Genomic DNA, 14937 nt, shown 5'->3' on the forward strand with positions numbered 1-14937 from the left:
AAAGAATTGAGTTTGTATATTGATTATTCAAACTCAGTTTTCAGCTTTTGCACTTTACTTTTTAGCTGGTTGAAGAATCGGAATCGTTCACGTTCTGATGTTCCACTCAGCTGCATCGATTTTATTTTAGTGTTATCAATCCACCTTTCGGTTTCTTCATTAAAAGCCTGATCAGTTGTAAAAATGGCATTGATGGTAAAAAGTTTAATGGATGTAGTTGTCCCCTTAGGGCTTTTCATTTGAATAAAGTCATTTTGCATATCCACCGGACTCAGATAGAAATTAAAAGGCGTAGCTATTCCTTTATATACTTTGGATGCAACCTGAGTTTTTTGCTCAATATCTTTTACCATACTTTGCAATTGCTCAACCAAAAGCAATGCGTTTTCATTGGATTCGAAACTACCAATATCGTTATAATAACTTATCAAATTAAGGATAGGTTCAATGGTGTGATCACTCCATATTTCAGTAGATGGAATTTGTAAGAAGGAATCAACAATTGAATGATAAGTTGTTTCAAGCTTATCCTTATCCAATTGCTTAACAAAAGCCTCATAAGTAATTACTTCGTTGGTTAAACTCCGAAAAAGAGCATACACTTTAAAGAAGGTAAGCTCAGTGTAAGGCAAAAAATGAAAAACAGGAACATCCTGTGCAGTTATCTTACATTCGGCTTTACCACTTTTTGCTAATGCAATATAAAGCTGAGCTAAACGATTCATATACTTCTCATATGCATCAGAAGAACCAAAACTCAATGGAGTATAATTAAACGGAATTGAATCAACCCGATGATTCATTAAATGATCGAGCGAAATACCAAAATGCGAACACAATAATTTCAGCTCACTTAACGATAATTCCTTATCACCTCTAATACGTCGGTAAGTTGAGTCGGAACTAATCTGTAACAAATCACCAATTACATCAGCTAATCGTAAATTAGGCTCTAAATTATTCTTAATCTCATCAAAAAGCTTCTGTTGAATCTCCATTTTAATGAATGATAAATCAATAATTGAAGTATTATTATTTGCAATTATCCGTAAATATAGAATTTATCCAACGGATTATTGCAAATTGCAAGAAGAATCAACAGTACTTCTACTTATATACCAGCTATTTTTTATTGAATATCCATAATTAGCTTCAACCTCTTTGAAATAGCCGTTTTAGATCCTTCCTACAGCTCTCTACATTTGTTATCAAACAATAAATAAAATCGCCATGATAAAATATTATTTACTTCTTCCTATTATTGTTTGGGGAGGATACAAAATCGTCAAATTTGAAAAATCATTAGAGAATGATAAAGGAAATACTAGATACGAACAAGCTGCAAATTGCGAACACCATTACTCGCATCAAAAGCTAGTAAAGCCAGTTAGTATTTTTAACTATTCCAACCACCCGTCACTATGATGGCAAATTAACCTCGAGTGTTAACGAAGTATTGTAACTTTCCCAATAACCATCATCATTTTTTGTATGGATGGTCACAAATAATAACACCAAGCCGGCTTTCTTTGCCGTAAAACTAAATACTCCATTATCATTAGTATAAATATTACTATCGCGAGAATTTTCTACGTCGTATAAATCACCAATTCGTTTTTTATCGTAATGCTCATTGTTATAAACTACCACAATACGGGTATCAGCAACAGGTCTTCCATCCTGATAAACTTTGAACGAATTTTCTTGATCCACAATTATCTTATTGGGAGATGATAATGGTATTATTTCCACCCCTTTGCTAACTAATGTAGGTTCATAATTAGGTTTGCCTTTCATCAAATATGTATCAGCACTGCTATAATACTGAAGTGTGGTCATGGTTCCCGTATGATTCTTAATATCATCGGAAAAATACAATTTCCCTTCTGCCGTTTCTATAGCCTTATATTTAGGTCCTTTGCGTAAAGCAGCATGAATACGATATGTACCTTCCAACGAAATTTCAGGTTCTAAATAACAGGCAGCACTTGTTTTGGCAGTTGGTTTAAGCTCAATTTGCTCTTGTTTAGGACCAAACATGATGTAAGATGGAGCTACCATGGCAAAATCAGCTTGAAAAGGAAATTCGGTAAACGAAGATTCAATCTGTAAGCGATTATGAAGAATGATAAATTGGTTTGGTTTTAAAAAAGGAACATGTGCCTTAGCTGTAAAGCTATTCAAAGACAAAACAATGGCTGCAACTGTCAATAAAATTCTCATCAGATACTTATTAATTGGTTTAAAAAATGCAGCTTAAGAGATGAGAATAGAATAACAATTGCCAACTATTATCTTATGCCTTTCTCCCGAAAGCTACGATACTTGTATTCGGCAGGTCTTCTGACTTGTTCCTGTTTTATCGCCTTCCCAACGCTAATGGTTAGTGGCAGAGATGATAAAACACTTAGTAGAACTTACAGCTACGGGGATAGTTCCTGAATTACACAGGATTCCCTTTTAATCGATAAGAACCGAATATCAAGACCAAAAGTAAAGAAAGATTTTTGACCCAAATAGAATATTATCCGATATTTTACACTCTGTGGATTAATTAAAAAGTAACAGATTATTTATTAAGCTGATATACAGTTCCGGCTTTTATATACTTCTTTATAATTTCATAATTGGCTCCTACATCTGTAATGCGTTTAAACTTCACACACTTAAAATTCAAAACGTTATCTTTATTCAGCTAAATAAACAACACCATCAATTTTTAATTCCTGACCTTGTATAACACTTACAAACTTGTAAAAATCGACACCAGTCTCATATATATTGGTGATAAAAACCTGACCTTTTGCTGCGCGCATACTTTTGCTATTTGTTTCAATCATCGAGAGTGAGTACCGACAATCATCCAGCCATTTAAGTTTATATTTCGTTGTTGTCCCTTTGTAGTATTCATATTGAAAGTCTGGATCTCTTTCGATAATCATAAAAGTACCATCAGGCATCTGGTATTTAAATTTTCCAACCTTAAAAGTTCCGCAATCCGTATTAATAAATTCGTAATTTTTTGTCTTCTCCTTTTCAATATCATCAAAAAACTCATTGGCTAATTCACCCTCCTTTAATTCCTGAGATAAAATTTGGCCTATCTGAACGGTTTCTTTGTTTTTTGAATCTATGCTCAATGCCATTAAAAAATACTTCCTTGCTAATTCAGTATTTCGTAATTGTATATAATCCCAGGCTAATTTGTTTAATATATCAATATGATCGTCATTTGATTTTAAGTCTTTCTTTTTCTTAACTATTTCTTTAAGAACATTTATTTTATCAGCGAATTGCTCACCATTATCGCTAGCTGCAACTATGTAATTATAATATTTTAGTGCCTCTTCCGGCATGTCAAGTTGTGTATACGACTCTGACAACTGTTGTGCTCCGGCAACTGTTGGATGTAGCTTAAATTCTTTGGAATAATAAAATGCTGCCTTTACCATATTTTGGGCATTCATACTTAATAAGGCTGCCTTCTTTAAAAAACTTGCTTCTAATGGATTTATCAAAGCAAAAGCTTCACTTATTTTTAATGCCTCCTTTTTATTTCCCCTTTTTAGCTCCGAAGTATAAAGTTTTCCCTGAACTTTATCCCACGAAGTTTCACCAAGAGTGTATTTTAATACATCTTTTTGCAATTCACTTTTAGCATCAATTAAGTTTTGCTTTGGTTTGGGATTGTTAGTAAAAGGCCATTCATTCAACATATAATCAATTTGATAAGCTCCTTTCAGTGAATCTACTTCATTAACCGGCATTTCATCCAATAACTGCTCAAAGCTCATCGCTGCACTCCAATCTTTATCAACAAGTTGATTCTCTTTTATTTTATTAAAAAAGGCATCTGATAGCAATGCATAACCATATAAATTAGGATGTACATGCTCCAATAAGGTTTCATTTCCTATAATACCATGCGGAGAGGCCTGTTCAAAACGTGATTTCGCATCAACAAACTCCACATGATTATATGAGTTAGCTATCTTCTTAATTTCCTCATTTATTCCTTCTGGAGCTCTGAACCTCAACAAATCGTATTCTTTAGCTTTTACAAACAGCTTTTTCGCCTCTTTAAAGTCATTATTGTTATAGAATTCCCAAGCCCTTTCAAAACTTTTTAAGGCTGAATATTCTGAATCAGCATCACTGATAAATGGTTTTAAATCCTTTTCGTTACTCACCAAATTACTAATAAAGACAGGAATAGCCTCTTCATTCAAAACCTCCAAAGTAAGATTTATATTATACTTGAATTGATCAATGGCCTGCCAATATTTTTCTGACTCATAGGCAATCTTTTTATCAGCAGGCATATGTTGCATCAAGCTTTTCTCAGAAATTTTATCATCCTTATCCCCAAACCCATCAACAATATTATATACTAATTGAAATAATTTTAACTCTCTTAATCTGATAATGCTTTTTACAATCTTTGGGTTATTGCCGACTTTCAATGTGGAACCAACGCCCAGCGCTCCGTAATACTCGTTATGACCAACATAAATTAAAACCGCATCAGGATCGTAATCAACAAGCTCTTCAGCAAAATCGGCTATAGTATATGAATTAACGGCGGTTAACGATAGGTTTATAATTTCAAAATTAACATCAGGAAATGTAAACATTAGCCGATACTTAAGCCAACGATGAAAAGATCCATTAAATCCATAAGGAAAACCTACTGTTGTTGATTCTCCTAACACAAAAATCCGATAGGTATCTTTTGACTTTTCTTTTAAAAATGGCTCATAATATCCTATAGTAGCCTGCTCTTCACTCATGAAAAATTTCTCCGAAGCGAAATCATTCATCACATAGTAATCAGGATATGTTTCGCTTTCTACAAAAAGATCATAGTTATGACCGTACCCGACCAACCTTAGTATTAATTCAAACAACAAAATTAAAAGCAGTGAAAACGAAATGGATAAAATTCTGAATAACCAGACCTTATTACTTTTGGATTTGTTTTTCATATTAATTGAATTTAGGGTAACCTAAATTAACTAATTTGAGAAACTTTAAAAATTGTTTCTTCAAAATTACGCAACCCAAAATCCTAAATATTCGACAGTTGCACCTCTTATTTTGGAAACTACAGAAAATTCCATGAGGGCTTATAGCTCAATATAATTGCCCGCTAATTCTCTATTTCAATCGCAGAAATCACTCTTTATTACAAACCCAAATCTTACGCGTGAACTTAACCTTTCCACTTTTACCAACATTACAACAATCTATTAATTCTAACCCCGCATTACTAATGATTTCTGTAATATCAGTTATTGATACAATTACCAATCGATGGGCAACCTGCATGGCCGATTCTATAATATATTTGAAAGTACTGTCATCTGCCGAACTAAATACATTGTATGGCAAATCAATAATGGCGGCATCATAATTATGAGCAATATCCTTTATGTCGGATCGATAAACATTTGCAGAGTAACCGAAGTAAGCAATATTTTCGCGTGACTGCCGGCACACCTTCCAGTTAATATCACACCCCTCGATATTATAACCTGCATAACATGCTTCTAACATAATGGTACCAACACCACAACATGCATCCAGTAGCTTTTTTGATCGATCGGCGTTAGATGCAATATTAACGAGTGCTTTCGCAATATTTATATTGATAGAATTACTGTACGAAAAAGGCTTTTTCTTGTGTTCGTTCCATGAAAAGTTATTTTTAATCAAGACTCCAAAGTGCCAAACTCCTTGATAATTGCATAAACCGTAGGTTACAGTTGGATTATAATAATCAGGATCTCCGTCAATACTGTACCCAATATCTTTTAATTTCTCGAGCCTTTTTTTATAAACAGTTGGGTCACCTTCAAGTACAACATATTCAACTTTAAAGCCATCAACACAAATCGCTTCTTTTTTAATTTCCTGAATTAAAGTCTCATAATTATCGGAAGACAATTTAACATCAAGCCTTTTTCTGATGAAAGCACTACTAGATGGTTCTATTTTTTGGGAAGATAAAAGCATTTTATTGCTTTCTTCCTTTCCGAAGATAGATCTAGATTCTAACTTACATAACTCACTTTCGTAATTGTCATATATAAAAGTGTAAATATAATTGGGTCTCTGCATTTATTCCTTTATTGTTTAATCTATGGAATATGATTGCTTTGTTTTTGACTTATCAGCTAATCAATTTTATACACAAAACTTTTTTCACTAAAGGTTAAAAGTAAGAGTTTACAATAAAACCATAAGCTATACTTTTACTTTTTAGTTTAAAGGGAGTTGAATTTCAACCACAGCTCCATTGTCATTTCTTATATTTAAATGCCCTTGATGATTTTCAGCAATTAACTTTGAAAGGTATAATTCAAGACCTGGATTTCCATCAATATGAGTTGAGATAAAGGCTTTTATTCCTTTTTGAAGTAATAAATCAGGAAATCCATTCCCTTCATCTTTTATTGATAATGAGTATAAATGATCAGAAGTACTTCCTGACAAGATTATTTTACTATTGGGGGAAGAATGTTGAATCGCATTCGCAAGGATAATACTTATACAAAGTGTGAAATATTTCATGTCCACATTTAACTCTTTGTTTTCAACTTTATAATCCAACTCAATATTTTTAGCATTTAGTTTCTCTGCTTGAGAATCCACAACCTGGTTAATCAAGTTGTTAATATCTGCTTTTACCAAATTCAAGGCTTTCTGACCTCTGGAGCTTAAATTTGATATATCCAGAGCTTGAAACGAAAATGCTTCCAAACGCTTGCACGATTCATCTAGCTGATTAATCATTTCAAGAATGACCTCATCTTTAATAGTCGCCTTAATTACATTTACAAAGCCGATAATTCCATTCAGCGGAGTTCGTATTTCATGATTGATAATGCTAAGAAACTCGTTCTTTGACTGGTCCAATTCAGACAGATCCTTATTTGCTCTGGATAACTTATCATTTACAACAACTAATTCCTCAGTTCGCTTTTCTACTTTTCTTTCTAATGATTGATTTAAATCTTGTAATTCATCTTTACTTTGTTTGAGAGCAATATGAGTTGTGATTCTGGCAAGAAGTTCCGGGGTATTAAATGGTTTTGATAAATAATCAACGCCACCAACCTCAAATCCTTTTGAAATGCTTTCATTTTCATTCATTGCTGTCAAAAAGATCAAAGGAATATCTTTAGCCTTAGATTGTTTGATCTTTTGACAAGTCTCAAACCCATCCATTCCGGGCATCATTATATCCATTAATATCAGATCAAAACTTTCGGATTCAAGCATATCCAAAGCATCCTCTCCATTCAATACATACTCAACCTCAAAATTATTTTCAGTTAGAACATTCCCCAATAATTGAATGTTTTTAGGATTATCATCAACAATTAATATCCTCCCCATTTTAAATACTTTTACAAATTCCCCATACTTTTCTGCTACCCCAGAATACTTTCCAGTTTATTCAAAATTTCATGTACCTTTTTCAAATTAAAAGATGAAATAGCGGCCTTAAATTCAATTCCCAAAAGTTCTAAATTATGACTATTAATTTCATTCCCGGCTTTTATAATAATATCGGCAATAATTTTTTGCCCTTTCACTGTCTTGCGTAATTTAGCCTGCTTCCAAACATCATCTAATTGTTTTTTTAAATAATCAACACTCTCAGATGTTAAAACAGCTGAACCTTCTAAATGTACCTCATCATCTACATCTTCATATTTAAAGTATTGCACCAAAATATTAATCAATTCTTCGGTGAGTATTGGCTTTGTAAGAGTTGCATTAAAATCATCGGACAACACTATTTTTTCGGGTGATTCCAGTACTGATGCCGTGCAGGCAACAATAGGTATATGGCTGGTTTCGGCATTTGCTTTCAATCTTTCAGTCACCTCATTTCCATCTTCACCCGGCATTCGAATATCCATAAAAATTAATGCCGGATTCAACTCTACTGCCTGGGCAAAACCACTTGCTCCGTTTTCAGCTTCATAAACATCAAATCCAAGCAGTTGTAAATGACTAGCCAATAAGTCGCGATTACTTTTTACATCATCAACAATTAGTATTTTGGCTCGCTCAAATTTTATGTCACCGTTTACTATTTTTTCATCTTCAGCTGTTATTAGCTCTTCGGTTATTTCAACATCAGGTATTTCAATTATAAACTTACTTCCCTTTCCTGCTTCACTTTCTACCTTTAAATCTCCATTAAATAAATGAATAATTCTTTTTGAGATACCTAGTCCTAATCCTGTTCCTCCATAGTGCCTCGATATTGACTCATCTTGCTGCTTAAAATCTTCAAAGATTATATCCAGTTTATCTTTTGCAATACCAACTCCTGTATCCTCAATTGTTATTACAAGTGTAAGATTTTTAGAAGTAATTCTTTTGGCATCTGCATTTAGCTTAACAAATCCTTTATGTGTGAATTTAAGGGCATTACTTACAACATTGATAAGCACTTGATTTAGTCGAAGTTCATCCAACATTAATCCTTGAGGTATATTTTCCGATATACTTACATTTAGGTTTAATCCTTTTTCTTTGGCTTTGTGTTGAAATAACATCTCAATATCAATAAAGAGATTGGCTAGTTTTACAGCTTCGTAATTAAGTTGAAATTTGCCGGCCTCAATTTTAGAAAGATCCAAAATATCATTAATCAATTTCAACAAAGTTTTACTACTTGAATGAATAGAATTAACGTAATTCTCCAACGTTGAATCTTCAACCTTCTTTGCTAATATTTCAGAGAATCCGATAATTGCATTCATTGGAGTGCGAATTTCGTGACTCATATTTGCTAAAAAAGAGCTTTTTGCTTTATTGGCTGTCTGAGCCCGCTCTTTTTCAATCAAAATCTGATTCTCATACTCCTTTCTATTATTAATATTAATCAGTATTTGACAAAAAAGTTGAAGTAGTTCTATTTCCTGAACGGAATAATTTCTGGTTTTATTTAAGGCATCAAAACTTACAAACCCTATTAATCTATTCCCACTAATCATTGGAATGCTGAGTATACCTTTAAATCCCGCATTTACCAGGTGTGACCGTAATTGCTCATTTTTTATCTTTCGAACGTCGGGATAATAATTGATTTCATTTCTCTTTTGTTTTTCAAGCCACTCAGGCATTATTTGCAGTACCGGAAAATCTTGCACCGGCCCTTTTATCTGAGGTACTCCTTCATTACACCACTGATACCTTATGCTACAGTACGTAATATCTTTATTATACTCATATACCGTAATTCTGCTTGAATCAATAAAGGTACCTATCCTATCCAGCGCATTATTTATTGCTTCACCTAATTTACTAATATCAATATTGATATAGTTCGAAGATATATCAATCAATATTTGTCGCATTTCAGTTTGCTGTTTCAATTCATTCTGAAACTGCTTTAATTCAGTTATATCAAGCATTGCTGCAACAGCACAATCTCTGGATTCGTAACGTATAGGTTGCAATGATATAAGGCTTTCACGTTTTTCGTTACTAACCTGGTCGTATAACTGTAATTCGGCATTGATAACCGCTCCTTGCTCCATTAGTTTTGTCATCAGCATTTCCTGATCTTCGGCTGAAATGATCATACTACTATCTTCAGCAGAGAACAATTTATTATCAATCTCTCCTGATAAATTCATTAGTTCTTTTGCAGCTGGGTTAAACCTTAATAACTCACTTGTATGCAAATCAACCACAACAACCGGATTAGGATTATTATCAATAATGGAGTCGGCTGCATTTTTAGCTTCCGCTAATTCTTCCTGCATCCTTTTCACATCGCTAATATCAGTATAGGTTCCCACAACTCGGCTAGGTTGTCCATCCGCAGACCATTTAACAACCTTTCCTCTATCTAGTACCCATTTATAAGAACCATCTTTACATACTACTCTATGCTCGTTTTGATATAAATCTGTTTTGTTTTTTATATGATACTGCATTCCATTTAGGACAATATCCTGATCTTCGGGATGAATAATTCTTAAATCCTTTAACCAATCAGAAGGAACTTCACCTTCTTCGTATCCTAAAATATTACATAACTGTTTTGACAAATGCACATTACCCGATTCAAAATCCCAATCCCAAATACCAATATTACTTCCTTCAATAGAAAACTGCCAGCGCAACTCATTCTCTCTGAGCTTTTCTTCCAATGCTTTTCGTTCTGTAATGTCATCTATCATACAAAGAACGCACGTTTGCTCATTGTAAGTGGTTAAGGCCAAATTAACATTACATTCAAACAAGCTATCATTATTGGCTTTTAACTGATAGTGCTTCTCACAATGCCCCTTTTTCCTTGCCTCCTCTATATGATCAGTTATTTTAATGTTGGTTTTTTCACCATCGGATTGCATCTCCGGGAAAAATAACATAAACGAACGATCAATTAGCTGGTTTTTGGCTTCTGCATGAAAGAGGCTAACTCCTTTTTTATTACAATCCAGAATTAAAGAACCATTTTCATTTAGAATGAAAATAGCATTCATATTTTGCTCAAAGAGGTTTCGAAAATTCTGCTCCTTTTGTTTGATTTTTGTTTCCTGCTCTTTACGTTCATGTATATCCACCAGAATACAATGTATTCTTATCGCATTTCCTTCCTCATCATTTTGCACCCGCCCATCGAGCATTACAATAAGTTCTGATCCATCTTTTTTTCGTAAAACCAGTTCGGTTGAAACATAACCGGTATCCATTAAGCTATTAACACAACTATCAAAGGTTTCATTGGTAGGTTGTACCCATAAGTCACCAAATGAACGACCAATCAATTCTTCTCGACTATAACCGAGTAAATTAAGATACCAATTATTTACATCGATATATTTCCCATTGTTATCAAGTGAATGGTAGGCAACAGGTGCATTTTCGAAAAGATTTCGAAATCGTAATTCACTTGCTTGTAATATTTCTTCTTGTTTCACCCTTTGGGTAATATCTTCAACCAAAACAGCATAATGATTTAATTTAGGTGAAAAGATATTTAGATTGTAATGGTGATTATTATTCTCAAACTGCAGTTTTTTTGGAACTCCGCCTTTTGCAACTTCGGCAACCATATTAATATCGAGTAAACTCTGCATCGAAGTATCTTTTAATAGCTTCCCCTTAACATCCTCTGTTAGTGTTGGAACCATTTGCTTAAGGGCACTATTAAATCTCAGAATTTTTATATCAATTGGCTTTCCTTCATCATCAAATATTACTTCATTCTCAGCAAATCCAGTTACCATATTTTCAAACAGTATTTCAAACTGCTCCCGCGATTCAATAATTTCTGATTCCTGTTGTTTTCTTTCTGTAATATCTTCGAATAATGAAAAAAAGCGTCCTTTATTATCGGGAAACACTCTCAGAGACAGAAATTTTTCAATGGAAGCTGAATATACTTCAGCCTCGTATGGCACACGGGTTTTAACAACTTGATCAAAAATATTTAAATCAATTTCAGATATATCATGTAATTCGCTGAATAGTTTACCAAGGTCATTATCCGAAAAATTAGTATGGATCTTTTTATAGGCATTGTTACAACTATTAATTCTAAAGTCGATAGCTTTACCCTGACCATCTCGAATTAGCTCACTTACAGTTAAACCTGATGTCATATTATCAAATAATGACTGTAAGTTTTCGCGTGATTCAATCAATTCTTTTTCTTTGCTAACTTGTTCGGTTATGTCCTGAGAAAAGCCATACATTCTTAACAGCTTGCCTGTCTTGTCATACCATTTCTCCCCTACAACTTTGAACCAAACGAGCTTACCATCATTAATTCTTTTAAAAGGATAAATTCGTTCATAGTTTGCTTCTCGATGTTCAATAGCGTATGTTAAAGCTTTATGTTCTTGCTCGGCTGTTTTAGCATCAATAGCTGCAATACCATTTAACCAAACATTGACATCAATCCCGGTTCCTTCATAAGAAGAATCCATACCATACATAACAAGCGTTTTGGCTGCGGCAAACAACTTAAGTGGTTCAGCTCCAAAATCAGCATACCAATAACCAGTATTTGATAATTTTAAGGCGGTTGATGAGAGCATATTTGCTTTTTCAAGCTCTTCCTTGTCTTTTCGTTTTTGAGTTATTTCTTCCTTTATGGCAATAAATTGGGTAATTTCATCAGCTGCATTTTTTACAGGTGAAATAATTGCTGACTCCCAAAACAATTCTCCATTCTTCTTTTTATTGCAAATATCACCTTTCCAGGTAAAACCCTGATTGATAGTATTCCATAACTGATAATAAAATTCTTGTGGATGAACTCCTGATTTTAAAAAGGAAAGTTTTTGACCTATCACTTCCTTTACCTCGTAACCCGTTGTCTTAGCAAATGATTCATTTACATACTCTATAATTCCCTCTTTATCTGTTATAATAATACAAGCCAAACTACTTTCTACGGCTTTTGAAAACAGAGTTAATTTCTGGGTACGTTCTTCAACCTGTTTCTCAAGGTCTTCTTTATATACATTTAGTTCTTTATTTATTTTTAGAATTTCATTTTCTGCCAACTTCGATTCGGTAACATCCTGAAGTACCCCTTTTATTTTAATTATCTTCCCATTCTCATATTCACTAACACCCTTATTATGTAACCACTTAGTTTTACCACTTAAGGTTTGAATACGATACTGAAAATCAAAAGATTTACCCATCAGAGCTTGCTGCCAAGTATTTTGGGCAAGCATCATGTCATCAGGATGCATTAGCTTAAAAATATCTTCAAGGAATAACTTATCATTGGCTGGCACTTCAATTATTGCTTTTAGATTTTCTGTTATTATAAACTCCATATCTGGAAACAATAATTCCCAGGCACCAACTTTAGCTATTTTACCCGACTCAGAAAAAAAATGTTCTTTCCTTTTTAATTCATTCTCCGTTCTTCGTAAAACCGTAACATCCCTTGAAACAATAAGTAAACATTTATTATGCAGTGAAAATTTACTCTGTAGAAATACATAGTCTCCGTTCTTAATTTTAAGTCTTAAATCAATCTCTTTTTGGGGAGAAGATATATCTGATGCATTGCTATTCTCCTTATTTATTTCACTAAAATATTGTAGTAGCTCTGTAAAGTTTTTCTGATCTGCAGGATGAATAAGATCAATATATGATTTACCAATTAACTCATTAGGTTTGTAGCTTAGAATATTTACACATGATGGACTAACATATTTAAATTCCACCTTTTCATTCAAGGTCAAAAGAGTGAAGAGTTCAAACGAGTTTATCATTGCATCCTCAAATAACTCCCTCTTTTTCTTTAACTCCCTGTTTTCAGCTTTCAGAGTTTCAATCTCGATTAATAACTCCTGCTCACTCAATCCCCGATCTTTCATAATAATGCTTAATAGACTGCATTGTATCCCCCAAATACAATAGCTACTCAAAGATACAATTCATTTGCTGATTTATCTATACAAACAATTTTTATCTAAACAAGTTTAAATCAACTACTATACAACAACTTAATTCTATTAAAAACACAAATACCAATAATGCTTTCAAACGAAATTACGTTAGTTTTTTCGTCACTTCTTTTAAATGACTTTCAACAGCAGCATTTAATATCCGAACAGTTTCTCGAGCCTGTTCTCCCGGAACAGGATTAGATTCACGCATAACTATACATTTAAACAAATCGCGATAAAAATCAGGATAGCATCCTGCTTCGGTTTCAATTTTACCTTTATATTCTACGCCATTAATATCCGTCACTAGTGTTCCCCAATTACCTTCTGCTTCTTTTCCCCAATCGGCACCTGTTGGCAATTGCCCTTTATCCAATAATTCCTCCTGTGGATCTCCACCAAATTTCAAATACGAGCCTTCTACACCATTTAAAGTATACATGGGTCCCGGTGATTTTACCAGATACGACGATCGCAGAATAACCTGCAGATTTGGATAATCCAATCGTATATTCATATAATCATTCACCACCGACCGATCTCTTACTTTTGCCAGTTTGGCTGTAACAGCTTCAGGCATTCCCACCAATTGTACCACCTGATCAACCAAATGAGCTCCCAGATTAAACAGTACACCAACTCTGTCGTCTCCCTCCTCTTTCCAGCTTCCTTCGCGAATCTCTTTTCTATATCGATCGTAATGAATCTCCAACTCAACTAAACGCCCCAATAAGCCCTGATCGATTATCTTCTTAACTGTTTTATAGTTTCCATCATACCTTCTGTTTTGATAGACTGAAAGCACCTTATTTTGCTTTTTAGCCAGCTCTATTAACTCATCAGCCTCTTCAACTGATAAAGTGAATGGCTTTTCGGTCACCACATGTTTCCCTGCCAGCAAAGCTTCTTTTGTCATTCCGTAATGAAGATGATCTGGAGTATTTACTATCACCAGCTCTATTTCAGGATTAGCTAATAATTCAGAAAATGATCGATAAATAGTAGCCTGTGGGAATAAATATTCTGACTCTTTTTTAGTTCGCTCAAAAACACCAACTACTTCAAATTGATCTTCCAGAACTTTTAACGAAGGCCCATGAAATATGCGCCCAGACATACCATAAGAAGCTATTCCGGTTTTGATGATTTTCATTGCTGTGGATTTTTGTTTTCTACAATATCGGATTAAAAACAAACTAAAACAAGCTGTTCGGAAGGCTGATATTGAACAGGCAGAAAAAATAGATTAATTGCAAATATTTCATTTCAAAAGAAAAAATGCTGCCCTCAAATGAGAACAGCATCTTTTCTAATTTCATAATTTGTTAGCCTGTTAAAGTTTTTTCAGCACCAGAGCAAACTACTGCCTTCTGTCTAAAAACTAACAAACTATTAACCTGAGTTCGATTTAAATTTTAAAACTCAGATTGAAATAAAGAACTGATTTACAATGAATAATTTTAGAGTAATAGTGAACTATTGCGAT

At 33.6% G+C, this 14937-nt stretch carries 7 protein-coding genes and 1 riboswitch; all 7 genes read right to left on the reverse strand.

Translation table 11 applies throughout. The features are described from left to right. Positions 1-23: 23 nt before the first annotated feature. The 7 genes from KEM10_RS20890 to KEM10_RS20920 all read right to left on the reverse strand — a co-directional run bounded on the left by KEM10_RS20890 (position 24) and on the right by KEM10_RS20920 (position 14604). Positions 24-998, reverse strand: a complete 975-nt coding sequence (locus tag KEM10_RS20890) for a hypothetical protein (protein ID WP_212219232.1) — start codon at positions 996-998, stop codon at positions 24-26. Between the two features lie 421 nt (positions 999-1419). Further along, the gene (locus KEM10_RS20895) at positions 1420-2223 is read right to left on the reverse strand and encodes a DUF4198 domain-containing protein (protein ID WP_212219235.1); all 804 of its coding nucleotides are present in this window, start codon (positions 2221-2223) and stop codon (positions 1420-1422) included. A gap of 93 nt (positions 2224-2316) precedes the next feature. Beyond that, positions 2317-2507, reverse strand: a riboswitch (cobalamin riboswitch). A 180-nt stretch (positions 2508-2687) separates the two neighbouring features. Continuing rightward, positions 2688-4985 carry an SGNH/GDSL hydrolase family protein gene (locus KEM10_RS20900; RefSeq protein ID WP_212219238.1) on the reverse strand — a complete coding sequence of 766 codons (2298 nt, stop codon included), beginning with the start codon at positions 4983-4985 and terminating at the stop codon, positions 2688-2690. A 190-nt stretch (positions 4986-5175) separates the two neighbouring features. Continuing rightward, on the reverse strand, positions 5176-6120 hold the full coding sequence (locus KEM10_RS20905) for a TRM11 family SAM-dependent methyltransferase (RefSeq protein ID WP_212219241.1): 945 nt from the start codon (positions 6118-6120) through the stop codon (positions 5176-5178). A 141-nt stretch (positions 6121-6261) separates the two neighbouring features. Continuing rightward, positions 6262-7401, reverse strand: coding sequence for a hybrid sensor histidine kinase/response regulator (locus KEM10_RS20910; protein ID WP_212219244.1), 1140 nt, complete (start codon positions 7399-7401; stop codon positions 6262-6264). A 35-nt stretch (positions 7402-7436) separates the two neighbouring features. Beyond that, positions 7437-13379, reverse strand: coding sequence for a PAS domain S-box protein (locus KEM10_RS20915; RefSeq protein WP_212219247.1), 5943 nt, complete (start codon positions 13377-13379; stop codon positions 7437-7439). Between the two features lie 175 nt (positions 13380-13554). Continuing rightward, positions 13555-14604, reverse strand: a complete 1050-nt coding sequence (locus KEM10_RS20920) for a Gfo/Idh/MocA family oxidoreductase (RefSeq protein WP_212219250.1) — start codon at positions 14602-14604, stop codon at positions 13555-13557. Positions 14605-14937 lie beyond the last annotated feature (333 nt).

Origin of the sequence: Carboxylicivirga linearis, from assembly GCF_018271995.1 — a bacterium.
Taxonomy (GTDB): Bacteria; Bacteroidota; Bacteroidia; order Bacteroidales; family Marinilabiliaceae; genus Carboxylicivirga; species Carboxylicivirga linearis.